The organism is Streptomyces sp. NPDC005963, from assembly GCF_040638655.1.
Classification (GTDB): domain Bacteria; phylum Actinomycetota; class Actinomycetes; order Streptomycetales; family Streptomycetaceae; genus Streptomyces.
The window spans coordinates 103,269-128,015 of the sequence record NZ_JBEXVD010000006.1; the positions used below are offsets into that span (position 1 = coordinate 103,269).

20 protein-coding genes are annotated in these 24,747 nt (G+C 68.9%); 7 read left to right on the forward strand and 13 right to left on the reverse strand.

The features are described 5' to 3' along the window. Nucleotides 1–10: 10 nt before the first annotated feature. Nucleotides 11–1,366 carry a YcaO-like family protein gene (locus ABZ348_RS11775; RefSeq protein WP_358931835.1) on the reverse strand — a complete coding sequence of 452 codons (1,356 nt, stop codon included), beginning with the start codon at nucleotides 1,364–1,366 and terminating at the stop codon, nucleotides 11–13. Between the two features lie 315 nt (nucleotides 1,367–1,681). On the opposite strand from ABZ348_RS11775, the gene ABZ348_RS11780 reads away from it, so the two are divergent. The 4 genes from ABZ348_RS11780 to ABZ348_RS11795 all read left to right on the forward strand — a co-directional run bounded on the left by ABZ348_RS11780 (nucleotide 1,682) and on the right by ABZ348_RS11795 (nucleotide 6,302). Beyond that, entirely contained in the window at nucleotides 1,682–2,206 is a 525-nt protein-coding gene (locus ABZ348_RS11780) for a SigE family RNA polymerase sigma factor (protein WP_358931837.1), read from the forward strand. A gap of 917 nt (nucleotides 2,207–3,123) precedes the next feature. Next, complete coding sequence (locus ABZ348_RS11785; protein WP_358931839.1) at nucleotides 3,124–3,948, forward strand: inositol monophosphatase family protein; 825 nt, start codon at nucleotides 3,124–3,126, stop codon at nucleotides 3,946–3,948. Nucleotides 3,949–4,075: 127 nt separating this feature from the next. Further along, nucleotides 4,076–4,687, forward strand: coding sequence for a GNAT family protein (locus ABZ348_RS11790; protein WP_358931841.1), 612 nt, complete (start codon nucleotides 4,076–4,078; stop codon nucleotides 4,685–4,687). Between the two features lie 202 nt (nucleotides 4,688–4,889). After that, nucleotides 4,890–6,302, forward strand: coding sequence for an NAD(P)/FAD-dependent oxidoreductase (locus tag ABZ348_RS11795; protein ID WP_358931843.1), 1,413 nt, complete (start codon nucleotides 4,890–4,892; stop codon nucleotides 6,300–6,302). 38 nt (nucleotides 6,303–6,340) lie between these two features. On the opposite strand, the gene ABZ348_RS11800 is transcribed toward ABZ348_RS11795, so the two are convergent. Continuing rightward, complete coding sequence (locus ABZ348_RS11800; RefSeq protein ID WP_358931845.1) at nucleotides 6,341–8,425, reverse strand: AAA family ATPase; 2,085 nt, start codon at nucleotides 8,423–8,425, stop codon at nucleotides 6,341–6,343. A gap of 77 nt (nucleotides 8,426–8,502) precedes the next feature. Further along, nucleotides 8,503–9,147 (reverse strand): TetR family transcriptional regulator, encoded by a 645-nt coding sequence (locus ABZ348_RS11805; RefSeq protein ID WP_358931846.1) that lies wholly within the window; start codon nucleotides 9,145–9,147, stop codon nucleotides 8,503–8,505. A 180-nt stretch (nucleotides 9,148–9,327) separates the two neighbouring features. Here ABZ348_RS11805 and ABZ348_RS11810 point away from each other — a divergent pair, with 180 nt between their 5' ends. Both ABZ348_RS11810 and ABZ348_RS11815 read left to right on the forward strand, forming a co-directional pair. Beyond that, complete coding sequence (locus ABZ348_RS11810) at nucleotides 9,328–10,812, forward strand: AlkA N-terminal domain-containing protein (protein ID WP_358931848.1); 1,485 nt, start codon at nucleotides 9,328–9,330, stop codon at nucleotides 10,810–10,812. A 68-nt stretch (nucleotides 10,813–10,880) separates the two neighbouring features. Next, nucleotides 10,881–11,375: a methylated-DNA--[protein]-cysteine S-methyltransferase gene (locus ABZ348_RS11815; protein ID WP_358931850.1), complete on the forward strand. Its 495-nt coding sequence runs from the start codon at nucleotides 10,881–10,883 to the stop codon at nucleotides 11,373–11,375. 81 nt (nucleotides 11,376–11,456) lie between these two features. Here the strand turns inward: ABZ348_RS11815 and ABZ348_RS11820 are convergent, their stop codons facing one another. From ABZ348_RS11820 to ABZ348_RS11865, 10 genes are all read right to left on the reverse strand, one after another. Continuing rightward, nucleotides 11,457–12,176, reverse strand: a complete 720-nt coding sequence (locus tag ABZ348_RS11820) for a Sir2 family NAD-dependent protein deacetylase (protein WP_358931852.1) — start codon at nucleotides 12,174–12,176, stop codon at nucleotides 11,457–11,459. Nucleotides 12,177–12,398: 222 nt separating this feature from the next. Then, nucleotides 12,399–13,253: a CDP-diacylglycerol--serine O-phosphatidyltransferase gene (pssA, locus tag ABZ348_RS11825; protein ID WP_358931854.1), complete on the reverse strand. Its 855-nt coding sequence runs from the start codon at nucleotides 13,251–13,253 to the stop codon at nucleotides 12,399–12,401. Continuing rightward, nucleotides 13,240–13,887: a phosphatidylserine decarboxylase gene (locus tag ABZ348_RS11830; protein WP_358931856.1), complete on the reverse strand. Its 648-nt coding sequence runs from the start codon at nucleotides 13,885–13,887 to the stop codon at nucleotides 13,240–13,242. The genes pssA and ABZ348_RS11830 overlap by 14 nt, the downstream gene beginning before the upstream one ends. Nucleotides 13,888–14,055: 168 nt before the next feature. Then, the gene (locus ABZ348_RS11835; RefSeq protein WP_358931858.1) at nucleotides 14,056–15,261 is read right to left on the reverse strand and encodes an acyl-CoA dehydrogenase family protein; all 1,206 of its coding nucleotides are present in this window, start codon (nucleotides 15,259–15,261) and stop codon (nucleotides 14,056–14,058) included. A gap of 4 nt (nucleotides 15,262–15,265) precedes the next feature. Continuing rightward, nucleotides 15,266–15,811 (reverse strand): MaoC family dehydratase, encoded by a 546-nt coding sequence (locus ABZ348_RS11840; RefSeq protein WP_358931859.1) that lies wholly within the window; start codon nucleotides 15,809–15,811, stop codon nucleotides 15,266–15,268. 4 nt (nucleotides 15,812–15,815) lie between these two features. Beyond that, complete coding sequence (locus ABZ348_RS11845) at nucleotides 15,816–16,781, reverse strand: CoA ester lyase (protein WP_358931860.1); 966 nt, start codon at nucleotides 16,779–16,781, stop codon at nucleotides 15,816–15,818. Then, the gene (locus tag ABZ348_RS11850; RefSeq protein ID WP_358931862.1) at nucleotides 16,778–18,820 is read right to left on the reverse strand and encodes a methylmalonyl-CoA mutase family protein; all 2,043 of its coding nucleotides are present in this window, start codon (nucleotides 18,818–18,820) and stop codon (nucleotides 16,778–16,780) included. The genes ABZ348_RS11845 and ABZ348_RS11850 overlap by 4 nt, the downstream gene beginning before the upstream one ends. A gap of 8 nt (nucleotides 18,821–18,828) precedes the next feature. Beyond that, complete coding sequence (gene ccrA / locus ABZ348_RS11855) at nucleotides 18,829–20,166, reverse strand: crotonyl-CoA carboxylase/reductase (RefSeq protein ID WP_358931864.1); 1,338 nt, start codon at nucleotides 20,164–20,166, stop codon at nucleotides 18,829–18,831. A 510-nt stretch (nucleotides 20,167–20,676) separates the two neighbouring features. After that, on the reverse strand, nucleotides 20,677–21,582 hold the full coding sequence (locus tag ABZ348_RS11860; protein ID WP_358931866.1) for a TetR family transcriptional regulator: 906 nt from the start codon (nucleotides 21,580–21,582) through the stop codon (nucleotides 20,677–20,679). 151 nt (nucleotides 21,583–21,733) lie between these two features. Next, nucleotides 21,734–23,536 (reverse strand): 3-hydroxyacyl-CoA dehydrogenase family protein, encoded by a 1,803-nt coding sequence (locus ABZ348_RS11865; RefSeq protein WP_358931868.1) that lies wholly within the window; start codon nucleotides 23,534–23,536, stop codon nucleotides 21,734–21,736. A gap of 464 nt (nucleotides 23,537–24,000) precedes the next feature. Here ABZ348_RS11865 and ABZ348_RS11870 point away from each other — a divergent pair, with 464 nt between their 5' ends. Beyond that, nucleotides 24,001–24,567, forward strand: a complete 567-nt coding sequence (locus tag ABZ348_RS11870; RefSeq protein WP_358931870.1) for an adenylosuccinate lyase — start codon at nucleotides 24,001–24,003, stop codon at nucleotides 24,565–24,567. The last annotated feature ends 180 nt before the right edge of the window (nucleotides 24,568–24,747 follow it).

Genomic DNA, 24,747 nt, shown 5'->3' on the forward strand with positions numbered 1-24,747 from the left:
GACACCCACCTCAGGCGAAGGGCTGCGGATTGGGATTGATGCCGGCCTCGTCGTGCACCGGGTGCCCCATGGCGCGAGGGGCGTCGTAGAGCCGGGGATGACCGAGGTAGCGGGCCCGGTGGGCGAAGGAGAGGGGCATCAACTGGGGCACCATCACCCGTACGACGGTCGCCCCCACCTGGCGGGCTTCGTCGGTCGTGATGTCGACGACCACGGTTTCGCACCCCGCCCGGGAGAGCCGTTCCAACAGCCAGGGCAGCTCTTCCGCGCCCGGTCGGGGCCGCGGAAGATCGGCGAAGCGCCGTACGGGGCGTTCGCCTTCCAACAGGAAGTCAAAGCGTCCGCGCTGTGCGGGCTTGCCGGCGAGCAGGGCTCCGCCGATCACACTGACGATGTCGTGCTGGTCGGCCGGGTTCGTGTGGCGGCTCGCGTGGGAGCGGAGCGCGATGCGCAGTGAGGCGGCTTCGCGGTGCAGCTTGGCGATGGCCTTGCCGGGGTCGGTGTCACAGGTGGCGACGACGAGTTGGGCGAGGTCCGCGTCGTGGTCGGCGAGTTGCACACCGTAGATGACCGGGATGCCCAGATCCGTGGTGGCGTCGAAGAGGAGCGTGCGGATGTTCTCGTTGGCCGCCCGCTCGACGAACGCCCGATGCTCAGGGGCGAGGTCCGAGGCTTTGAACTCGATGCGGGGAAGCCGTAGTTGTTGGAGCCAGGTCAGCGCGATCGAGTCCCGTTCGACGACCTCCGTCAAGCCGTTGGCCACCGCGGCCAGCGGGTCCGCGTGGGTGGCGCAGCCCGTGGAGACGGGGTGCACGAAGCGTTCGGAGATCGACTCCGGTGTGCACTTCAAATAGACCAGGACCGCCGGTACGTACACCTTCCGGCCGCGTGCGAAGGACCAGCCCTCCACCCAGCGCAGTGGCATCCGCGGGTCGGTGGGCACCAGCCCGCACCGGGGATCGGCGAGTTCGGTGGGCGAGAGGTTCGGCCATTCCCAGGGGGGAATGGCGTCCTCGCCGAGTTCCTCGGCGGTCGCCCAGATCATGTCCTCGGGAGACCAGGCGCAGGACGAGTACCGTTCCAGCGATTCCGCGGTCGCGAGGTGCGCCGCCGTCTCGCGGTCGAGGGCGCCGCCGGCCCCGTCGAAGTTGCCGGAGGAGGCTTCGTGCTTCCACTCCGTCTGTGTGGCGAAGACGGCTCCCGGGTTGCCGAGCGACCCCGTGTAGACCGCGAAGTCGGGTTCCCCCTCGGTGACCGGCAGCCAGGTGAGCCGTGACACCAGCCCGTACGGCGACACCAGTTGTCCGATCCGGCGCAGGGAGTCGGGAACCGCGCTCCCCTGCGGCGTCGACTGGAGTGTCGTCATTCCTCACCCTCCTCGGTGATCGGAAATCCGGCCGGGTCGCCGAGACCTCTTTCAATTCGCATCTGTTGAGACCGCAACAGGAAATCCCTTGTTCTGGACGGTGTAACTCCGCTTCGCACCATGGCTGGAACATTTGCAAAACATGTTGCTTTGGGACCACTAGCGAGAGTGCAGACGACGTGTTTGACTCCGTTGGGCGCCGCGCGGGCCCGGATTTCCGACCCTTACGATCGCCTCCAGACCTCTACACGTGTTGGAAGGGTCAGGACGCTGTTCGTTGAGACGAAGGAACTTTTTTCAACGGGGGTGAACGGATTGGACGAGGCGTGTAAGGAAGGCTTCGCACGGTACGTCGTGGGGGCTCGCCCGACACTGAGACGCAACGCCTTTGTGCTGGTGGGGGACTGGTTTGCCGCAGACGATCTTGTGCAGCAGACGTTGATCGCCCTCTACCGGAGCTGGGAGCGGCTGGAACGCCACGACGCTCTGTGTACCTACACCCGCACGGTGATGGTGCGGTTGTTCATCGATGAACGACGCAGACACCGCTGGACCCGCGAGCTGCTCCAGGACTCCGTGCCCGAACCGGTGCCGGAACCGGAGGACACAACACGGGTCGGGGACCGGCTGGTCCTCCTGAAGGCGTTGTCAGCCCTGTCCGTCCGGCAGCGCAGCCTTGTTTACTTACGCTACTGGGAGGACCTCAGCATCGAGGACGTCGCGCGGATCATGGACTGCTCCGCCGCCACCGTCCGAAGTTCCACCTCGCGAGCGCTCCGGATCCTCCGTGACCGGCTCGGTGGCCTCGGCGCCCCCTTGCGAGAGGACGGCTCGGGTTGAGCCTTCGCCCCCGGCCGCGGGTAACGTCCCGCACCTCCTGAGCACGCCGGTGTCACCTGGCAAAGCCTTGGGGTGATGCGATCGGCACCCTCGGTACGGCAGCGGCAGTTGATCTGGAGACCGTGCCTCCTCCCTTCGTCGGATGGCGGATCGCCCACCCGGTGCAGTCGTATGCGGTCGACCACGGCGTCGTGGTCGACCGTTGCCACGTCCGGTGCAGGAGTCCGTCGAGCCCGATCGCCGTGCCGAATCCGGTCAGCCACGGAGGCGTCGGACGGCGGGCTTCAACCCCCGACGACCCAACGGCGGACGGAAGGACCCGCCCAGCGGTCGGGGCCTAACCGGAGGTGAGGGAAAGGGTGTGTTCTGTCCCTTTTCCCTTCTGAGTTCAGGGTTCGCCACGTAAACGGGCGAGCAATACGAAATTGAGGCGAGGAGATCAGCGGCGGGTGAGATCAGATGACACCCTTGCCAAAGATCGGGTCGGCCGGCAATCTTGGCGGGGCACGGGCGGCGTCACCTCTGCGGTATTTACCAGAAGATATCCAAAGGGAACCTTGCCAGGGTGCAAGTGAGGCTCAATGAGTTCTGCATATGCTTGTCGAGCCAACCTGTTCTGCACCGTTATCCGCATGGGGCTGAGTCATGAGTGAAGTCGGGCGAGACCACGCTTCGGAAAACGACCGGGATGCTTCCGAATCACTTCGTGACGCGCTCCACACACTCCTGGGCTCAGCTCCGGCCCCACCCCCTCAATTGAGCGACGAGGAACTCATCAAAGAGATACGCGAGGCCGCCGACAGGGCGCCGGAGGGTTTCGACTGACGTCAGGAGCGGGCTACCCGCGCTCCGCTCGGTGCGGGCCCTCCGAGCAGACCCGGCGTCGAGACCTCCAGCGCTCATGCTTAGCTGGTCCTATGATCGATGATTTTCTCGCTGGGGACCTGTCCGTTGTCGAAGAGGCGATTCGCAAGGCCGCGGCTGCCGAGATCATGCCGCGTTACCGGCAGCTCGCCACACACGAGATCGTCGAGAAGAACGGTCCGCACGACCTCGTGACGGTCGCCGACCGCAACGCCGAAGAACATCTGACGGCCTCCCTCACCGCGATCCTGCCCGGCTCCGTCGTCGTCGGTGAGGAAGCCGTGCACGCCGACCCGACGGTGTACGAAGCCCTCCACGGTGACGCTCCCGTGTGGATCGTCGATCCGGTCGACGGAACCCGCCAGTTCGTCCGCGGGGAGCCCGGGTTCTGCACCCTGGTCGCCCTCGCCGTCCGCGGTGAAGTGTTCGCCTCCTGGACCTTTGCACCCGTGCGCGAGGAGCTGGCGATCGCGGTACGAGGGCGGGGCGCCCGGCTCAACGGCGTGGCCCTGAGCCCGGGCGAGCCTGCACCCGGTGCCGCGCTCCGGGTGGCCACGTCCCACCCCGACTACACCAACGACGTCCAGAAGCGGGCGCTCCTCGGCCTGTACACCGAAGGCGTCGAGGCTCGACCGTGCGGCTCGGCAGGACTGGAGTATCTGGCGGTGGCCCGCGGAGACCTCGACGCCGTGGCCTTCTCCTGGGAGCAGGCGTGGGACCACGCGGCAGGGCTGCTGCTGGTGGAGGAGGCGGGGGGAGCGCATCTGACCCTTGCGGGCGAGCGGTTCAGGATCGGCGGAAGCAACGTCCTGCCCTTCACCGCCGCACGGTCCGCCGCGGTCGCGGAGCGGGTCCGCGGTCTCCTGGCATCGGGGTAGCACCGAAGTCGAACGATCCTTCGACAACACGCCGTGGCCGGATCGCCGCACCGCGTCGAAATCCGGTTGACCGCCCCGCGACGACTACCGAGGCTTGTGCACCACCCCCACCAGCCCGGGAGAACGAGTGTCGACGGTCATCCCTGCCATGTTCACCTGCCCGATCGGTCGCGACGCGGCGCTGATACCGCGTACGGTCGCGATCGCGGAGGCTCACCAGGCCCTGCTGATGGCCAACTACGAGCGCCTCGCGCAGTGGGACCCGGACTTCGACGCCGAGAACCCGACGACGCTCGACGAGACGCGCGCACGCCTGGAGCGCCAAGGCCGTGCATGGGCCGAGGGAACGCGGTTGCCCCTCTCCATCGCGGTGCGGGCGGGCCGAGACTGGCAACTGGTCGGAGTGGTCAGCTTGAACTTCGACACGGCCATGAAGACCGGCGAGATCGGCTACTGGATCGACGCCGCCTTCGAAGGCCGGGGGCTGGTCACCAGAGCCGCCACCGCCGTCCTGGACCAGGCGTTCGGCCACATCGGCCTGGACCGTGTCGAACTGCGGACCGGCACCGACAATGCGCGCAGCCGCGCCGTAGCCCATCGGCTGGGGTTCACCGAGGAGGGCTTGCTGCGCGAAGCAGTGATCTTCCCCAACGGAACACGCGACGACGACGTCGTCTACGGACTCCTCGCGCGCGAGTGGCACAAGTCCCGTGAGCAAGACGGTCCGTCGCCGTCATAGGAGGTGACCGAGGCGGGCCACCTTCTCCCCTCGTGGGCAACCGCACCGAAGCACCTGGAAGGCCCTGTGGTGCCGGCCCGGATGAGCCCTCCCCGCAGCGCCGGTGACCGACGTCAGCAGCCCGCCGCGTACCGGTCCCCGACCGTCGACCCCCGGCGGAATACCCTGGTGGCCTGCCGTCGTCTGACGAAGGAGCCCTAACGTGCCGTCGATGCTCGATGCCGTGGTCGTGGGGGCGGGCCCCAACGGACTGACCGCCGCCGTCGAACTGGCCCGCCGAGGATTCTCCGTCGAGGTCTTCGAAGCCCGGGACACCGTGGGGGGCGGTGCCCGCACCGAAGAGCTGACCCTGCCCGGATTCCGGCACGACCCGTGTTCGGCGGTGCATCCGCTCGGCATCGGGTCCCCGGCCTTCGGGCGGATGCCCCTGGCACGGTACGGGCTGGAGTGGCTGCACCCCGAACTGCCGATGGCACACCCCTTCGACGACGGCACCGCCGCCGTGCTCTCCCGTTCCGTCGCCGAGACGGCCGCGTCGTTCGGCCCGCGCGACGCGGGAACGTACCGCCGACTCATGGCCCCCTTCCTCGGGCGTTGGGACACGCTGGCCCAGGACTTCATGGCCCTGCCGCTGACCACGCTGCCGCGCCACCCCCTCCACCTGGCCCGGTTCGGCAGTGTGGGTCTCACCCCGTACACCTGGCTGATGCGGCGCTTCCAGGACGACCGTGCGCGGGCGCTGATCGCGGGCCTGGTGGCCCATGTCATCGCCCCGCTGAACGGCGTGGCCACCAGCGGTGTGGGCCTGCTGTTCGCCCTCGCCGCACACGACAGGGGTTGGCCACTGGCGCGGGGCGGCTCGCAATCCATCTCCGATGCGCTCACGGCCTATCTCGAAGACCTCGGTGGCACGGTACACACCGGCTTCGAGGTCAAGCGGCTCGACGACCTGCCTCCCGCCCGGGCGTACGTCTTCGACACCTCGCCCACCGCACTGGCACGCATCGCAGGGCTGGGCCGCGCCTTCGACCGGTACCGGTACGGCGCCGGAGCCTTCAAGATCGACTACGCCCTGGACGGGCCGGTGCCGTGGACCGCGCAGGAGCCACGCCGAGCGGGCACCGTACAGATCGGCCCGTCCAGCGCCGAGATCGGGGGCGCGCTGAACCAGGCCGTGAGCGGAACCCCACCGCGTACACCGTTCCTGATCACCGCACAGCCCAGCCTGGTCGACCCGTCCCGCGCCCCGGAGGGCCGACAGGTGTTCTGGGCGTACGGTCATGTCCCCCACGGTTGGGACGGGGACCTCACGGACGCGGTCGAGCGGCAGATCGAGCGCTTCGCACCGGGGTTCCGCGACCGGGTGCTGGCCCGGGCCACCGCCGGACCGCCGCAACTCGCTGCGCGCAACGCCAACTACGTCGGCGGCGACATCGCCTGTGGCACCACGGGCGGACTGGGGCTGCTGCTGCGCCCGGGACCCACCCTCTTCCCCTACGCCACCCGGCATCCGGCGGTGTTCCTGTGCTCGTCGGCGACCTGGCCCGGCCCCGGTGTCCATGGCATGTCGGGTCACAACGCCGCCAAGGCGGTGTGGCGCACACTGCGCCGCTGACGACCGTGCCGGTGCCGGTCACGGTGCCGGTCACGTTGTCAATGCGGGTCGGGAAGGGCGAAGGGCAGCGGCCGGGCATGGACGATGTGCAGCCGCGATACCGCACGGGTCACCACCACGTAGAGGCGTTGCAGTCCGCGTTGTTCTGCCGCCGCGATGGCGGCCGGTTCGACCACCACCACATGGTCGTACTCCATCCCCTTGACCGCCGAGGCCGACAGCAGGCTCACCCTGGCCGACCGCGCACCGGGTTGTGCCACGAGAACACCGGCCGCCATGAGCGCCCGGTGCACCGCACCCACCTCGGCGTCCGCCGCGATGACGGCGATGGAACCCTCCCGGAGCAGCGCAGTTCGTACGGCCTCCACCGTGGCGCCCAGGGTGGTCTCGCCGGTCTTGCCGGTCTCGGTGTGATGGGTGCGCTCGATCCGCACCTCGCCGTCCCGACGCAGCGAGCGGATGGGTGGCACCGCCACATCGAGCCGTGTGAGCAGGAGGTTCGCGAGTTCGGCGACCGCCCGGGGGACCCGGAACCCGGTGTTCAGCACCACCAGTTGGGCGTGCGGTCGTCCCAGATGGGTCAGGGTGCTGCTCCAGTCGCGGGCAGCCCACACGGTGGTGCCCTGGGCGAGGTCGCCGAGCACGGTCAGCGAGCCGAAGGCACACCGGCGGGCGATGGCGCGGCACTCCATGGGGGACAGGTCCTGGGCCTCGTCGACGACGATGTGCCCATAGCCCCGGGGACGTTCGATCAGGCCGGCGAGCTCGTCGAGGAGCACCGCGTCCGCTTCGGACCAGCGCGCCGACCCGGCCGAACGCGGGGGGTGCGCCCAGCGGAGTGCGTCTCGTTCCTCCTGGTTCAGAAGGTCATCAGCTGCCCGCTCCAGTGCCGTCGGCGAGCTCAGCAACTCGGCGAGCACCGTTTCAGGCCGGGCCGTGGGCCACACCGCGTCGAGGAGCGCGGTGAGGGCACGTGATCTGGTCGCCTTCTGCACCCATGCGGAAGTGCGGGGCCCACCGCGTCGCTCCGCCTGTTGCTGTACGTGGTGCACGATTCGCGTCCGCACCCGTTCCCGTCCCGCGGCGTAGGGGAGTTCCTCGGACAGGGTGTCCCGCACACAGTGCGCCACGTCCTCCGGTGCGACGCGCCACCGGGCCGAGCCGTCCGTCAGCACCAGGCCATCGGAGCGCTCGGGCCGGACCCGGGAGTACAGCGCGCGCCGCAGGACGGACGCCATGCGGACGTCGTGCTTGACGACCGCCGCCGCTTCGGTGTCGTGGGCGCGTACCGGACCGCGGGCGATCTCGTCCGTGAGCGTGGAGTGCCGCACCTCGTGTTCGCCGAGTGCGGGCAACACCTCGCGCACGTGGTCGAGGAACGCGGGATGGGGACCGAGCACGAGCATTCCGCCGCGCTGGATGCGCTGTGGGTAGGTGTAGAGCAGATAGGCGGCGCGGTGGAGTCCCACGGCGGTCTTCCCGGTGCCGGGCGCGCCTTGCACACACAGGGACGCGCCGAGTTCCCGCCGTACGAGGTGGTCCTGTTCGGGCTGGATGGTGGCGGCGATGTCCCGCATCGGCCCGATCCGGGGGCGCTCGATCTCCTCGGTGAGCAGGGTGCTCGTACGCGTGTCACCGGCGAGCAGGCGCTCGTCCTCCCAGCCGGTCAGATCGGTGGATTCCCCCAGGCTTCCGGGGCGCCAACCGAACCTCCTGCGGACGGCGACGCCCTGAGCATCGTGCGGACCTGCCTGGTAGAAGGCGCGTGAGACGGGTGCGCGCCAGTCCAGGACCAGGGGCGGTTCGCCGGGGTGGGGGGCGATGCGCAGTCGGCCGATGTGGTAGCTCTGGCCGGCGTGTTCGCCCGCCGTGGAGGTCGCTCGGGCGAAGTCGAGGCGCCCGAAGAACAGCGGCCCCGGTGGAACGGCCCGCAGCTCTTGGACCCTGGTCCGCAGTTGATATCCGAGCACCTCGGCGTCCGCACCGGATGCCGAGGCGTTCTCACCGATGACCACCTGTTGGTGGGCGTGGTCGGTCATCGCGCCGAGCGCGGCGCGGCACCGGTCGTGGTGGGCGCGCTCCCGGTCGAGGGGGTCGGGGTCGGCTGCGTCGGGATGCGTCATCCCGGCAGCGTAGTCCACAAAAGTTAACTGGGTAACATTTTTAACCTGGTTAAGTCGTATGCCCACTCGATGGGCGGTCACTCAAGATGGGCCAAGCCGCTCTCCAACTGGGTGAACGCCGCATCGGCGGCGGCCACCGCCTCGGGCCGGAGCTCGTCCGCGCTCGCCCCCGCCAAGATCCGCCGCCAGTTCTCCTGGGCCAGGATGCGACGGACCGCCACGATCTGCCCCGCCGCCAGGTGCCGTGGAAGACCCGCGGGCCCTCCGTTCAGGGCGGCGGCCAGAGCGGCCTCGTCCCGCTCCACATGGGCATGGAGTCGGGCCAGCAGCGACGGCGTCCCGTAGAGCAGCCGGTGGAAGGCGAGCACCTCGGGAGCATCGTTCAGACCGGTCACCGGGTCGCGCCGTTCCAATCCCGCCAGGAAGTGCTCGCGCAGCGCCTCCAGTGCCGAACTGCCCGCCCCCCGACCCGCCACCACCCGGGCGGCCTCCCCCTCGTGGTCGGCCAGCCGATGCAGCACCAGGTCCTCCTTCGTCGGGAAGTACCGGAACAGGGTCGGCTTGGAGACCTCGACGACCGCCGCCACTTCGGCGACGGTCACCCCCTCGAAGCCGCGCTCCACGAAGAGGGCGATGGCGGTGTCCGAGAGCCGCCGGTACATCTGCTGCTTCTTGCGCTCCCGCAGACCGCCCGCATCGGCCGTGGGTACCGTGTCAACCATGGGAAGGAGCGTACGCCCGGGCCCTTCGCGTACGGGCGCTCCCTGCGCCCGCAGCAACCGACCCCGCCAGCGCGTACGACAGCGGAACACGGGCCCGATGGCAGCGCTGTCCCAGGCAGTCGAAGGTCCATGTCGTTTTCTCGCCAGCCGCCGGCCCCTCCCGTGACCGATGCTGGAGTCATGCACACCGACACCGAGCGCTGCGTACGCGCCGTCCAGTCGAAGGACGCCCGCTTCGACGGCTGGTTCTTCACTGCCGTGCTCACCACCCGGATCTACTGCCGCCCCAGCTGCCCCGCCGTACCGCCGAAGGTCCAGAACATGACCTTCTACCCCAGCGCAGCCGCCTGTCAGCAGGCGGGATTCCGCGCCTGCAAGCGGTGCCGGCCCGACACCAGCCCCGGCTCGCCCGAATGGAACGCCCGCGCCGACACCGTCGCCCGCGCCATGCGCCTGATCGGCGACGGCGTCGTGGACCGCGAGGGCGTACCGGGGCTCGCGACCCGGCTCGGCTACTCCACCCGCCAGATCGAGCGGCAACTCAACGCCGAACTCGGCGCGGGCCCCCTCGCACTCGCCCGGGCGCAACGCGCCCAGACCGCACGCGTGCTGATCGAGACCACCGCCCTCCCCATGGCGGAGGTCGCCTTCGCCGCCGGATTCGCCTCCATCCGCTCCTTCAACGACACCGTGCGCGAGGTCTTCGCCCTCACACCGGGAGAGCTGCGCACGCGCGCCGTCCGACGTGCCGGTGATGCCCGCGGGGCCTCCCCCACCCCCGGAGTGATTTCCCTACGGCTGCCGTTCCGCGCCCCCCTCAACCCCGACAACCTCTTCGGCCACCTCGCCGCAACCGCCGTCCCCGGCGTGGAAGAGTGGCGGGACGGGGCCTATCGGCGCACCCTGCGCCTGCCCCACGGCCAGGGCATCGTCTCCCTGTCGCCCCGCCCCGACCACATCGCCTGCCGGCTCTCCCTCACCGACTCCCGCGATCTGAGGATCGCCATCAGCCGCTGCCGCTGGCTGCTGGACCTCGACGCGGACCCCGTCGCCGTCGACGACCAACTGCGTACCGATCCCGTTCTCGCCCCGCTCGTCGACAAGGCCCCGGGGCGGCGGGTGCCGCGGACCGTGGACGCGGCCGAGTTCGCGGTCCGAGCCGTGCTCGGACAGCAGGTGTCGACGGCCGCGGCCCGCACCCACGCGGCCCGGCTGGTCACCGCCCACGGCGAGCCGATCGAGGATCCCGAGGGCGGGCTGACCCACCTCTTTCCGACCCCCGAGGCCCTGGCCGGTCTCGACCCCGAAGCCCTCGCCCTGCCCCGCAGCAGGCGCACCACCCTCACCACACTCGTCGGAGCCCTGGTCGACGGCTCCCTCCGGCTGGGGATCGACAGCGACTGGGACGAGGCCCGAGCCCGGCTGTTCGCACTGCCCGGCTTCGGCCCCTGGACGGTCGAAGTGATCGCCATGCGCGCACTCGGCGATCCCGACGCCTTCCTCCCCGGCGACCTCGGGATGCGGCGGGCGGCTGCCGACCTCGGCCTGCCCGCCACCCCGGCGGCCCTCACCGCCCACGCCGCGGCCTGGCGTCCCTGGCGCGCCTACGCCGTCCAGTACCTCTGGGCCACCGACGACCACCCCATCAACCACCTCCCCACATGAGGCCCGCGAAGCCGCATGAGACGCGAAGCTGCGGGAGACGAACCACCGTGGAACACGAGGAAGACACCATGACCAGAGCGCACACGACCATCGACAGCCCCTACGGTCCGCTGACCCTGGTGGCGACCGACGGGGTGCTGAGCGGCCTGTACATGACCGAACAACGACACCGTCCCGCCCAGGAGACCTTCGGCGAACGCGATGACGAGCCCTTCGCCGAGACCATCCGGCAGCTGGAGGCGTACTTCGCCCGTGAACTCACCGAGTTCGACCTGCCGATGCACCTCAACGGAACGCCCTTCCAACGCAGTGTCTGGCAGCGGTTGTTGGCCATTCCGTACGGACAGACTCGTACCTACGGCGAACTGGCGGAGGAGTTGGGCAACGCCAACGCCTCGCGGGCCGTGGGTCTCGCCAACGGGAAGAACCCGGTCGGGATCATCGTGCCCTGTCATCGGGTGATCGGATCCACCGGGAACCTCACCGGCTACGGGGGCGGGCTCGGGCGCAAGCAACAGCTGTTGAACTTCGAGTCGGGCACCCCGGAGGACTCCCTCTTCTGACCTCGTGGGGCCGGCGATCCGCTCCGGCGGCCGATGCGGGCACCACCGGGTGCCCGCATCGGCCCCACGAGCAGCGGGCGATCAGCCCAACTGCTCCAGCAGCCGGGGGAGTGAGGTTCCGATCGGCTCGCGGATGACGTCGTGCGCCAACGCGTCGTACGGCGTCGGTTCGGCGTTCACGATCCACAGCCGCGCCCCGTGCTCGACGGCCAACCCGACCAGGGAGGCCGCCGGTTGCACCTGAAGCGTGGTGCCGACCGCGATGAACACCTCACTGGCCTTGGCGATGGCCATCGCCGCGGCCAACACCGAGGGGTCGAGGGACTGGCCGAACATCACTGTCGCGGACTTCAGGATCCCCCCACACGCCAGACACGCGGGATCCTCCTCGCCCGCGGCCACCCGCTCCAACGCCTGCGCCATCGTCGAACGCGCCCCACAGCGGGTGCAGACGACGGAACGCGCCGAACCGTGCAGCTCCAACACCTTGCGCTCTGGCGTTCCCGCCTGCTGGTGGAGACCGTCGACGTTCTGGGTGATCACCCGTACGGCGAGCCCGGGACGCCCCTCCATCCCGGCCACGGCCCGGTGCGCGACATTCGGCTTCGCCTGCCAGGTGCTGCTGTCGCGGCGCATCAACCAGGACCGCCTTCGGATCTCGGGGTCCGCCATGTACGAGTCGTACTCGACGAGCTTCTGGGCCTGAGGATCGCGCCGCCACAGCCCGTCGGGTCCGCGGTAGTCGGGGATGCCCGAGTCCGTGGATATGCCGGCGCCGCTGAGGATGGCCACGAGAGTCATGCGGCGAGCGTACGCAGGGTCCCAAGGGGTCGCGAGCCCATTTCGCCCCCTCGGAGTGGCGGGCCCAGCGCCGCCATCACCCGCAGGGCGACAACGCGCCCCAGCCCCGTGAGCCGGTCCCGCACCCATGGCCGACACGGTCGAGGACAACGCATGAGGACAACGACTGAGGGCCCGGACACCCGTGGTGTCCGAGCCCTCACCCTCTGTTCAGAGATCGCTCTAGAGGTGCTGTGCCGCCCGCGCCTCTCGGCGATTGTCACGGAAGGTGTTGACCCGCCGTGCGGTGGCGAAGAGCGGTATCACCGCACCGAGCACCACCTGGAGCGCGCAGCCCGTCTGGAGCAGCAGATGCCCGCCCGGGGCGTCGAAGGCCCATGCGGCCAGCAGCCCCATCGCGGACACTATCCAGCCGAGCATCGCCACCGCGAGGACTCCCCGCGGCTTCGGGTACTCGACGCGGCTCACCATCAGCCACGCCGTACCGATGATCGCCAGCAGTGTCGGAATGAACGGAAGCTCCAGCAGGACGATGGAGACGACGGTGAGTGCGCCGAAGGGACTGGGCATCCCCTGGAACATGCCGTCCTTCATCGTCACGCACGAGAACCGCGCAAGCCGTAGCACCACCGCCAGGAGCACCACGATCGCGGCTACCGCCGAGACCTGTGGATGCGCGTCCTCCGCGACCATGCCGTACACGAGCACGAAGTAGGCCGGGGCCAGACCGAAGCTGATCAGGTCCGAGAGGTTGTCCAGCTCCGCACCCATCGGCGAGCTGCGCAGCTTGCGCGCCACCAGCCCGTCGAAGAGGTCGAAGATTGCGGCCAACAGCATCAGGATCACGGCGGTCGCGGCACTGTGCCGCGCCATACCCGATTCCTGGCTGCCGGTGAGGTGCGGGATGAGGATTCCGGTGGTGGTGAAGTACACCGCCATGAATCCGCAGGTCGCATTGCCGAGTGTGAGGGTGTCCGCTATCGAGAGCCGCAGTGAGAGCGGCATCTCCTCCGCGTCGTCCTCGTCCTCCGCATCGGCGACCCAGCCGGCCTGTGTTTCTGGATCAATCACGGTCAATGCGAGTCACCCCCGCGGTCGTGGTCTGCCCGACTTCGACCGCGACGTCGACACCTTCGGGAAGGTAGATGTCGACGCGTGACCCGAAGCGGATCAGACCGATCCGATCGCCTTGCTCGACCTTGGTGCCCTGGGGCACGTACGGCACGATGCGTCGGGCCACGGCCCCCGCGATCTGCACCATCTCGATGTCACCGAGTTCGGTGTCGAAGTGCCAGACAACGCGTTCGTTGTTCTCGCTCTCCTTGTTGAACGCGGGGACGAAGCCGCCGGGGACGTGCTCGACGGACGTCACCGTGCCGGCCAGCGGCGCGCGGTTGACATGAACGTTGAGCGGGCTCATGAAGATCGCGACGCGGGTGCGGCCGTCCTTCCACGGCATGATGCTCTGCACCACACCGTCGGCAGGTGAGATGACCCTTCCCTGGGTGATCTCACGCTCGGGGTCGCGGAAGAACCACAGCATCCCCGCCGCAAGCGCGGTGGTGGGCACGGCGATGGCTGCGGCACGCCGGGAACGGCGCGCACGGGCCAGGCTGAGTGCGGCAGTGGCGACGGTCGGCAGAAGCCACGGCGATGCTCCGCGTGCGAGGCGGACACGGCCGCGAGGTGCAGAGGTTTGGCTGTGGGGCATGGATGACCTTCGTAGCGGATGAGGCCGCGCTGGCAACGGGGATGGCGGCTTTCCGTCGATGCTATCGGTTGGGAGCCGCAACTGGGAAAGCCAGCAGTCGAGTCGACGATCGAAACGTGTTGATCAGGTGTGATCTTGTTTGCGAACGAATCAACCCAAAAGCGACAATCACCCCTGGAATCGGTACTCCTCAAGCAGTCGACGGCCAATGATCATTTTTTGAATCTCAGCAGTGCCTTCACCGATGAGCAACATGGGCGCCTCGCGGTAGAGGCGCTCGATCTCGTACTCCTTGGAGAAGCCGTACCCGCCGTGGATGCGGAAGGCGTCCTCGACGACTTCCTTGCAGTACTCCGAGGCGAGGTACTTCGCCATTCCGGCCTCTAGGTCGTTTCGTTCCCCAGAGTCCTTTTTGCGTGCTGCGTTCACCATCATCGCATGGGCGGCTTCGACCTTGGTTGCCATTTCAGCCAGTTTGAACTGAATCGCCTGGTGCTGGGCGATCGGCTTGCCGAAGGTGTTCCGCTGTTGTGCGTAGGAGATCCCCAGCTCGAATGCGCGCTGGGCGACTCCGCAACCACGCGCCGCGACATTGACCCGGCCGACCTCGACCCCGTCCATCATCTGGTAGAAACCCCGGCCGGTGGCCCCTCCCAACACGCGATCCGCAGGCAGGCGCAGCCCGTCCATGATCATCTCGGTGGTGTCGACGCCCTTGTACCCCATCTTGTCGATCTTCCCCGGGATCGTCAGCCCCGGACGGACATCGCCGAAGCCGGGCTCCTTCTCCACCAGGAAGGTCGTCATCGACTTGTGCGGCGCCGTGCCGGCCGGGTGTCCTTCGTCACTGCGCACCAAAACGGCCACCAGGGACGACGTACCGCCGTTCGTCAGCCACATCTTCTGCCCGGTCAGCAGATAGTCGTCGCCGTCGCGCACCGCCTTCGACGTGATGGCCGACACATCGGAACCCAGTGCCGGTTCCGACATGGAGAACGCACCGCGCACCTCACCCAACGCCATGCGGGGCAGGAAGGTCGCCTTCTGCTCCTCGGTGCCGTGCTGCTTGATCATGTACGCCACGATGAAGTGGGTGTTGATGATCCCCGAAACGGACATCCAGCCCCGGGCGATCTCCTCCACGCACAGTGCGTACGTGAGCAGTGACTCGCCCAGGCCGCCGTACTCCTCGGGGATCATCAGCCCGAAGAGCCCGAGGTCCTTCAGACCCTCGACGATCTGCTGCGGGTACTCGTCCCGGTGCTCCAATTCCGTCGCAACGGGAAGAATCTCCTTGTCGACGAAGTCGCGGACCGTCGCCAGGATCTCTTCCTGGACGTCGGTGAGCCCGTGCGTCTGGGCGAGTCGGCTCATGGCGTCACTTCTCCGTCTTCTCGGCGGGGGCCGCGGGCTTGTCGAGGGGGGAGACGGGCACGGGACGGCCGGGCTGCTCCCCGCCGCGCTCCTTGACGTACGCCTCGGTGGGGACCATCACCTTGCGGCGGAAGACGCACACGAGGGTGCCGTCCTGCTTGTAGCCGCGGGTCTCCACCGCGACGATCCCGCGGTCCGTCTTGGACTTCGATGGCGTCTTGCCGAGGACGGTCGTCTCGCCGTAGATCGTGTCCCCGTGGAAGGTGGGGGCCACGTGCCGCAACGACTCGATCTCCAGATTGGCGATCGCCTTGCCGGAGACGTCCGGTACGGACATCCCCAACAGCAGCGAGTAGACGTAGTTCCCCACGACGACGTTCTTCCCGAAGTCGGTCGAGTGCTCGGCGAAGTGCGCATCCATGTGGAGCGGGTGGTGGTTCATCGTGAGCAGACAGAACAGGTGGTCGTCGTACTCGGTGACCGTCTTTCCGGGCCAGTGCTTGTACACGTCGCCGACGGTGAACTCTTCGTAGGTCCGGCCGAACTGCATGGGTTCATCCCTCCGGGGCTTCGAAGACCGAGGTACGGCTGAGCCCGGCGGCGCGGCCCTTTCCGGAGATCACGAGGGCCATCTTCCGGCTGGCCTCGTCGATCATCTCGTCACCGAGCATCGCCGAACCCTTTCTGCCGCCGGCCTCCGACGTGTAGTGGTCGTAGGCGTCCAGGATCAGTTCGGCACGGTCGAAGTCCTCCTGCGACGGCGAGAAGACCTCGTTGGCCGCCTCGACCTGTCCCGGGTGGAGCACCCACTTGCCGTCGAATCCCAGTGCGGCGGCCCGGCCGGCCACCTCGCGGAAACCGTCCACGTTCTTGATCTGGAGGTAGGGGCCGTCGATCGCCTGGAGGTCATGGGTCCGCGCGGCCATCAGGATGCGCATCATGATGTAGTGGTAGGCGTCCGCGGGATAGCCGGGCGGCTGCTCGCCCACCACCAGCGACTTCATGTTGATCGATGCCATGAAGTCGGCGGGGCCGAAGATGATCGTCTCGGTGCGCGGTGACGCGGCGGCGATGGCGTCCACGTTCACCAGGCCCTTGGCGTTCTCGATCTGCGCCTCGATGCCGATCCGGCCGACGTCGAGCCCCATGGTCTTCTCGATCTGGGTGAGCAGCAGATCGAGCGCCACCACCTGTTGGGCGTCCTGCACCTTGGGCAGCATGATGCAGTCGAGGTTGTGGCCCGCGCCCTCGACCACGGTGACCACGTCGCGGTACGTCCACTCGGTGGTCCAGTCGTTGACCCGTACCACCCGGGTCTTGCCGGTCCAGTCGCCCTCGTTGAGGAACTTCACGATGGTGTGGCGGGCATCCGGCTTGGCGAGCGGAGCGCAGGCGTCCTCCAGGTCGAGGAAGACCTGGTCGGCGGCGAGCCCCTGGGCCTTCTCCAGGAAGCGCGGGTTGGAGCCGGGCACTGCCAGGCACGAACGACGCGGACGCAGACGGTTCACGGACCGGGTCATACGGAAACCTCCAGAGGGTCGAGCTTGTTCGCTTTTCGGATCACATCGACGATACGACCGATGATCTCCGTAATGCCGAAGTCCTTCGGTGTGAAGACGGCGGCGACTCCCGCCGCCTTGAGGGCTGCGGCGTCCGCCTGCGGGATGATCCCGCCGACGATCACCGGGATCGGAGTGTCGCCAGGCCCGCCGGGTCCCGGGGACGCGGCGCCCGCGGCACGCAGCCGGGTCAGCACGTCCGGTACCAATTCGGTGTGGGAGCCGGACAGGATCGACAGCCCCACGCAGTGCACGTCCTCCGCCACGGCCGCGGAGACGATGGCCTCGGGCGTGAGACGAATGCCCTGGTAGATCACTTCGAAGCCGGCGTCACGGGCCCGTACCGCGATCTGCTCGGCGCCGTTGGAGTGCCCGTCGAGACCGGGTTTGCCGACCAGCAGCCGCAGCCGCCCCACGCCCAGGTCGTCGGCGGTCCTGGCCACCTTGTCGCGTACGGCGGTCAGGGCGGGGCCCAGCTCCGCGCCGACGGCCACGGGCGCGCCGGCGACCCCGGTCGGCGCCCGGAACTCGCCGAACACCTCGCGCAGCGCCCACGCCCACTCGCCGGTGGTGACGCCGGCCCGGGCGCATTCCACGGTGGCCGGCATCAGATTGTCCGTCCCCGCCGCCAGCCGCTTCAAGGCGGACAGCGCGGCGGTCACTCTCGCGTCGTCGCGGTCGGCACGCCAGGCGTGCAGTGCCGCCACGACGCGTGCCTCGTTCGCCGGGTCGACCGTCATGATCGCGGCGTCCAGATCTGCGGTGAGCGGATTGTCCTCGGTGGACTCGAAGACGTTGACGCCCACGATCTTCTCGTCGCCGGCCTCGATCCGCGCCCTGCGCTCGGAGTGCGCGGCGACGAGTTGTGACTTGAGGTAGCCCGACTCGACGGCCGCCATCACACCGCCCATCCGCTCGATGCGTTCGATTTCGGCGGAACACTCCTCCACCAGTTCGGCGACCTTCGCCTCGATGACGTGCGAACCGGCGAAGATGTCCTCGTACTCCAGGAGGTCCGACTCGTGTGCCAGCACCTGTTGGATGCGCAGCGACCACTGTTGGTCCCAGGGGCGGGGCAGACCGAGTGCTTCGTTCCAGGCCGGCAGTTGTACGGCGCGGGCCCGTGCGTCTTTGGAGAGCGTCACGGCGAGCATCTCCAGGACGATCCGCTGCACGTTGTTCTCGGGCTGTGCCTCGGTCAGACCCAGCGAGTTGACCTGGACGCCGTAGCGGAAGCGCCGCTGCTTGGGGTCCTCGATGCCGTACCGCTCCCGGGTGATGTGGTCCCAGAGGCGGGAGAAGGCCCGCATCTTGCACATCTCCTCGATGAAGCGCACGCCCGCGTTCACGAAGAACGAGATGCGGGCGACCACGGCGCCGAACTGCTCGGGTGCGACCTGTCCTGAGTCCCTGACCGCGTCCAGTACGGCGATGGCCGTGGACATGGCGTACGCGACCTCCTGGACGGGGGTGGCCCCCGCCTCCTGGAGGTGGTAGCTACAGATGTTGATGGGGTTCCACTTGGGGATGTTGGCCACCGCGTACGTGATCATGTCGGTGGTCAGCCGGAGCGAGGGCCCCGGTGGGAAGACGTGCGTGCCGCGGGACAGGTACTCCTTCACGATGTCGTTCTGCGTGGTGCCCTGGAGCGCCGAGGTGTCCGCGCCCTGCTCCTCGGCGACGACCTGGTAGAGCGCCAGCAGCCACATGGCGGTGGCGTTGATCGTCATGGAGGTGTTCATCTGCTGGAGCGGGATGTCGTGGAAGAGCCGGCGCATGTCACCCAGATGGGAGACGGGCACTCCGACGCGTCCCACCTCGCCGCGGGCCAGGACGTGATCGGGGTCGTATCCGGTCTGCGTGGGCAGGTCGAAGGCGACCGAGAGCCCGGTCTGGCCCTTGGCGAGGTTGCGCCGGTAGAGCTCGTTGGACGCCTCGGCGGTGGAGTGGCCGGCGTAGGTCCGCATCAGCCACGGCCGGTCCTTGCGGCGATCGGTCATCAGGGCCCTCAGACGTTGCGGAAGCGGTTGATGGCGTCGAGGTGTTCGGCGCGCATCTCGCGGTCGCGGACTCCGAGACCTTCACGAGGTGCGAGAGCGAGGACCCCGACTTTGCCTTGGTGAAGGTTGCGATGGACATCGTAGGCCGCCTGCCCGGTCTCCTCCAGGGAGTAGACGCGGGAGAGCGTGGGGTGGATCTTGCCCTTGGCGACCAGCCGGTTGGCTTCCCACGCCTCGCGGTAGTTGGCGAAGTGGGAGCCGATGATCCGCTTCAGGGACATCCAGAGGTAGCGGTTGTCGTACTCGTGGGTGTAGCCGGAGGTCGAAGCGCAGGTGACGATGGTGCCGCCCTTGCGGGTGACGTAGACGGACGCGCCGAACGTCTCGCGGCCCGGGTGCTCGAAGACGATGTCGACGTCCTCGCCGCCGGTCAGTTCGCGGATGCGCTGCCCGAACCGCTTCCACTCGCGCGGGTCCTGGTGGTGCTCGTCCCGCCAGAATCGGTAGTCCTCGGCGGCGCGGTCGATGATGGCCTCCGCGCCCATGGCCCGACAGATGTCCGCCTTCTGGTCGCTGGAGACCACACAGATGGGCGTCGCCCCACCGGCGAGGGCGAACTGCGTGGCGTACGAGCCCAGGCCGCCGCTGGCACCCCAGATCAGCACGTTGTCGCCCTGCTTCATCCCGGCGCCGTTGCGGGAGACCAACTGCCGGTACGCGGTGGAGTTCACCAGCCCCGGGGACGCGGCCTCCTCCCAACTCAGGTGCGCGGGCTTGGGCATCAGTTGGTTCGACTTGACCAGGGCGAGTTCGGCGAGCCCGCCGAAGTTGGTCTCGAAGCCCCAGATGCGCTGCTCGGGGTCGAGCATCGTGTCGTTGTGACCGTCCGACGACTCCAGCTCGACGGAGAGGCAGTGGGCGACGACCTCGTCGCCGGGCTGCCAGGCGTTCACTCCGGGCCCGGTGCGCAGCACCACGCCCGCGAGGTCCGACCCGATGACGTGGTACGGCAGATCGTGCCGCCGCGTCAGCTCCGAGAGCCTGCCGTAGCGCTCCAGGAAGGCGAAGGTCGACACGGGTTCGAAGATGGACGTCCAGACGGAGTTGTAGTTCACCGAGGACGCCATCACCGCCACCAGCGCCTCGCCCGGACCCAGTTCGGGCACCGGCACCTCGTCGAGGTGGAGGGACTTGCGGGGGTCCTTGTCCTTGGTCGCCAGTCCGGCGAACATCTCGGTCTCGTCCTTGTGCACGGTCACCGCGCGGTAGGACTCGGGAACGGTCAGCGCGGCGAAGTCGGCCGGCGTGGTGTCCGCCGACTGGATCGCGTCCAGGATTTCCTTCACGGTATTGCCTCCGGCCAAGCGCATCGGGGAAGTCCAGGGGGATGCCCCGGGGAATGTGAGGGCGTTCTGCTGTGGAGGTGTGCCGTCGGTTCGGCGGTGGTGCCTTGGGCAGCGCGGGTGGGCGCAGCGGGAGCCTGTGACGCAGGCGTCCGGGCGCTAGCTCGATGGCTTGCTGGGACAGCCGGCGTACGAAAGGTCTCTGCACGCCGGCCGCCCGGACGTTCTTCACGCTATGGCACGCCGTGCCAAGTGACAAGACACTGCGTGCCAGTATTTTTCTCAAGTGTCATCCCGGCGCCACGAATGAGCAACACGCAGGGGCCGCCCCTGGTGGGACGGCCCCTGTACGCCCGTGCCGGGCGGGTCATGAGTGGTACGGCGGAAAGATCCGGCGGTGCGGCGGAAAGATCCGGGAGGTGCGGTTCCTCTCGTGGTTCCGGGCCGGGCCGAGGGGCGGCCCTGCCCGGGGGGACCGGGCGTCTGGCCCGGGGATCGTGGCAGCGGGACTGGTCAGCCCCGCTGCTCCAGGAGGGCGCGCTCGATGGTGCGCAGCACGTCGTCCAGCGGAGCATCGGTCCTGGCCACGGCCACCAGCACCTTGTCCTGGCCGGTCAGTACCACGGGCGCCTCGTCCGAGGCTCCGGTCGTCTCCCGGGCCTTCGACTCCGCTCCGGAGTCCGAAGGCGACTCCCGGGTGGTGTCCGGCCCCCGCTCGCCGACCTTGGCCCGGCCGGCTCCTATCCCCGTTCCGAACGTCTCCCGGACGATGGCGAAGGCGTGGTCGAGCTGGGCTTCCACATCACCCTCGCCACCCGCGCGCAGCCAACGCCGCAGCACGTGGTTGTGCGCGGTGACGACCGCCGATGCGGCCACCTCGGCCAGCAGCGGATCGTCGTTGCCGACGTGGTGGTCACGCTCGTCGAAGTGGCCCAGCAGGTAGCGCGTGAACAGCCGCTCGTAGCGGGCCACCGAGGCGATCTCCCGCTCTCGCAGGGTGGGCACCTCACGGGTCAGCCGGTAGCGCTCCACGGAGACCGCGGGGGAGGCCGCGTACATCCGCATGACCTCTTTGATCCCCCGGCACACGGTGTCCAGCGGGTGTTCGTGCGCGGGCGCCGCGTTGAGCACCGCCTCGGCCCGTACCAGGGTGTCGTCGTGGTCCGGGAAGATGGCCTCTTCCTTGGAGCGGTAGTGCCGGAAGAAGGTGCGCCGGGCGACCCCCGCCGCCGCGGCGATCTCGTCGACCGTGGTCGCCTCGTACCCCTTGGTCGCGAACAGTTCCATGGCCGCGGTCGCCAGTTCTCGACGCATCTTGAGCCGCTGGGCGGCTGCGCGGTTGCCCGCGGCACTTTCGGGAGCGTCGGCGGCGGACTTCGGACGGGGGGACCGACGGCTGGGGTCGGAGGGCTGGGGCATGACCCGAACGTACTGCATCCGCGCAGGAGAGCGCGCCTGCGGGAGACCGGCGCGGACGCCCTCGGCGGGCTCCCGACGAAGGCGCGGGGAGCCCACCGAGGGGGGTGCGTCGGGGGACGGGCGAAGGAGCCCGCCCCAGCCGGCCGGAGGGTCAGCGTCGGGCATGTTCGCGAAAGCCACGCCCCGACTTGCGGCCGAGGCAACCCGCTGCCACCAGGTGTTCCAGGAGGGGCGCGGGCGCCAGGCCGGGGTCGCGGAACTCCCGGTGCAACGCCTTCTCGATCGCGAGGGAGACATCGAGCCCCACCACGTCGAGCAGTTCGAAGGGGCCCATCGGGTAGCCGCCGCCCAGCTTCATGGCCGCATCGATGTCGTCGGGACTCGCGTAGTTCTCCTCCACCATCTTGATCGCATTGTTGAGATAGGGGAACAGCAGCGCGTTCACGATGAACCCGGCCCGGTCGCCGCAGTCGACTGGGTGCTTCTTGATGCTCGCGGTCACCGAACGCACGGTGGCGTGGACCTCGTCCGATGTGAGCACCGTACGGACGACCTCGACCAGCTTCATGGCTGGCGCGGGGTTGAAGAAGTGCATCCCGATCACGTCCTGCGGGCGGCTCGTGGCCCGGGCGCAGGCCACGACGGACAGCGACGAGGTGGTGGTGGCCAGGATCGCGCCCGGTCGGCAGATCTTGTCGAGTTCGGCGAACAGTTGCCGTTTGACCTGGAGGTCCTCGGCGACGGCCTCCAGGACGAGATCGACTTCGCCGAGGGCGTCCAGCGAACCCGACGGGGTGATCCGGGCCAAGGTGCGGTCTCGGACCTCGGCCGTCATCCGTCCCTTGTCGACAGAACGTGAAAGGGACTTGGCGATACGGGCCTTGGCGTTCTCGGCCTTCTCCTGGGAGCGGGCGACGACCACCACGTCGTGCCCCGCCCGGGCGAAGACCTCCGCGATACCGCTCGCCATCGTGCCGGAGCCGGCCACTCCGACTGATCGGACCTCGCGACCCACCGGTTCCCGCAACCCGGGCCGAACGGTCAGTGCGTCCGGCAGTACCGCCGATGCGTCGGGGTCACCCGTGGTGTCGGCGGCGGCATAGGTGTAGAAGCCCCGGCCGGCCTTGCGCCCGGTCAACCCGGCCTCCGCCAACTGTCGAAGGACCGGCGCCGGCGCGTGCAGACGGTCCTTCGACTGTGCGTACATCGCCTCCAGGACCGTGAGGGCCGTGTCCACGCCGATCAGGTCCAGCACCGCGAGCGGTCCCATGGGGAGCCCGCAGCCCAGCCGCATCGCGGCGTCGATGTCCTCGCGGGACGCGTACTTGGACTCGTACATCGCCGCGGCCTGGTTGAGGTAGCCGAAGAGCAGTCCGTCCGCGATGAAACCGGGTCGGTCCCCGATGGAGACCGGCTCCTTCCCGAGTTCTCGGGCGAGCACGGTGACGGCTTCCACGGCGGCCGGTGAGGTCAGCACCGACGAGACCACCTCCACCAGCTTCATCGCGGGCACCGGATGGAAGAAGTGCAGGCCCAGCACCCGTTCGGGGTGTCGCCCTGAGTCGGCCGCCAGTTGGGTGACCGAGAGGGCGTTGGTGCCGGTGGCCAGGATCGCGGTGGGCCGCACCAGACGGTCCAGGGCCCGGAAGACCTGTCGCTTGACCTCGTACGACTCGGAGACGACCTCGATCACGAGATCGGCTTCCGCCGCCGCTTCCAGTTCGTGGAACGTCCTGAACCGGGCCAGAACGTCCTGCCGTTCGGCTTCGGTGATGCGCCCGCGTCGCACCGAGCGAGCGGTGGACGCCTCCAGACGGTCCACGGCCCTGCGGGTGGCCGTGGGGCTGATGTCGATGCCGATGACCTCACGGCCCGCTGTGGCCAGGAGTTCGGAGATGCCGGTGCCCATGGTGCCGAGGCCGACGACGGCGATGGTGCTCAAGGGGATGTCCATGGAGGGGACTCCAGGTGAGTGACGACTGAAGGGGCAGAGGTGCGCACCGCGGGCACGAGGGGCCGCGGGAGGCGCGAAAGGCGTGGATGGAGCCCCGCCGTGCGATCGCAGGGCGGTGGACGTGCGGGGCGGAAGTGCAGGTCCGGGCGGTATCGACCGAAACATCAACGGGCCGAGGGGACTTTGGCGACGGGGCTTGGGGCAGAGCCCTTCACCCAGGGGGGAAGTGCCGACGGACTCTGTCCCGGAGTCCCGTCGTACTGCGGTGCGCGACCGACTCACGCACGCGTGTGCTTGCCGAACCGACTGCACTCGTGGTGGCTGCGTCACCAGGCCACCGACGAGATCGCGGGGGTTGCCCGCTCACTTGAGATTAACTCGCGGGTAACGAGCGCGCCAGCCCCCTTCGCCTGTGATCTGGGTCGCCAGTGAACCGATTCTTCGTGGCGCTACGCTCATGACTCATGGACGAAGAGTTACGTTCGCTGGCCATGCGCCTCCGGACCGAGTCCGGCGGGTCGCCGGCATTCGAACGACTGTTGACCACTGCCGACCGCGAAGAGCTGGCCCGGGCCCTCGTCGAGTACGAACGCCCGCTGTGGGCCAGGGAACTGGCCGCCTTTCGGCTGGGATGCGAACGGGACCCCAGGGCGTTCGAACCGCTGGTTCTGCTGCTGAACCACCGCGACCCGGAGCGCTGTATCGCGGCGGCCCATGCCCTCGCGACCCTGGCTGACCCCCGCACCCCCCGTGCCGCCGCAGCACTCGCCACCAATGAACGCAGGGTCGCCTACGCCCTGGTGCCCGTGCGGCTGTTGACCCGACTGCGTGCACCCGAGTCCGTGCCGGCGTTGATCGCCGTGCTCGGCCGGAGGCTGGCGCCGGGCGACTCCCATGCGCGGGTGGCTCTGGCCTGCGTGGAGGGACTGGGGGCTCTCGGTGACGCCCGGGCGGCTGCGGTACTGGAATCGGCCCGCTGGCATCCGAGACTCGCGGCGGCGGCCGAAGCCGCTCTCGCCCGGCTGGGGTGACGCCCCTTCAGCAGCGTACCCATGGCGCCCGGCCCGACTACCCCACCGGCCCGATACGCGCCGCGGGCTCCGCAGCCGCCTCGGCGGTGCGGAGCCCGCGGCTCCCCCGATTCCCCCACCGCTGCACCGGGGTCCTGGTGACGGCGGGGGCGCTGATGTCCCACGGTGGGGACTGCTTTC

What these genes read in the sequence shown, in the direction of transcription:
- ABZ348_RS11775 (WP_358931835.1), bottom strand. Translation starts at nt 1,366, where the DNA reads ATGACGACACTCCAGTCGACGCCGCAGGGGAGCGCGGTTCCCGACTCC.
- ABZ348_RS11785 (WP_358931839.1), top strand. Translation starts at nt 3,124, where the DNA reads ATGATCGATGATTTTCTCGCTGGGGACCTGTCCGTTGTCGAAGAGGCG.
- ABZ348_RS11800 (WP_358931845.1), bottom strand. Translation starts at nt 8,425, where the DNA reads ATGACGCATCCCGACGCAGCCGACCCCGACCCCCTCGACCGGGAGCGC.
- ABZ348_RS11805 (WP_358931846.1), bottom strand. Translation starts at nt 9,147, where the DNA reads ATGGTTGACACGGTACCCACGGCCGATGCGGGCGGTCTGCGGGAGCGC.
- ABZ348_RS11810 (WP_358931848.1), top strand. Translation starts at nt 9,328, where the DNA reads ATGCACACCGACACCGAGCGCTGCGTACGCGCCGTCCAGTCGAAGGAC.
- ABZ348_RS11815 (WP_358931850.1), top strand. Translation starts at nt 10,881, where the DNA reads ATGACCAGAGCGCACACGACCATCGACAGCCCCTACGGTCCGCTGACC.
- ABZ348_RS11820 (WP_358931852.1), bottom strand. Translation starts at nt 12,176, where the DNA reads ATGACTCTCGTGGCCATCCTCAGCGGCGCCGGCATATCCACGGACTCG.
- ABZ348_RS11830 (WP_358931856.1), bottom strand. Translation starts at nt 13,887, where the DNA reads ATGCCCCACAGCCAAACCTCTGCACCTCGCGGCCGTGTCCGCCTCGCA.
- ABZ348_RS11835 (WP_358931858.1), bottom strand. Translation starts at nt 15,261, where the DNA reads ATGAGCCGACTCGCCCAGACGCACGGGCTCACCGACGTCCAGGAAGAG.
- ABZ348_RS11840 (WP_358931859.1), bottom strand. Translation starts at nt 15,811, where the DNA reads ATGCAGTTCGGCCGGACCTACGAAGAGTTCACCGTCGGCGACGTGTAC.
- ABZ348_RS11845 (WP_358931860.1), bottom strand. Translation starts at nt 16,781, where the DNA reads ATGACCCGGTCCGTGAACCGTCTGCGTCCGCGTCGTTCGTGCCTGGCA.
- ABZ348_RS11850 (WP_358931862.1), bottom strand. Translation starts at nt 18,820, where the DNA reads ATGACCGATCGCCGCAAGGACCGGCCGTGGCTGATGCGGACCTACGCC.
- ABZ348_RS11860 (WP_358931866.1), bottom strand. Translation starts at nt 21,582, where the DNA reads ATGCCCCAGCCCTCCGACCCCAGCCGTCGGTCCCCCCGTCCGAAGTCC.
- ABZ348_RS11865 (WP_358931868.1), bottom strand. Translation starts at nt 23,536, where the DNA reads ATGGACATCCCCTTGAGCACCATCGCCGTCGTCGGCCTCGGCACCATG.
- ABZ348_RS11870 (WP_358931870.1), top strand. Translation starts at nt 24,001, where the DNA reads ATGGACGAAGAGTTACGTTCGCTGGCCATGCGCCTCCGGACCGAGTCC.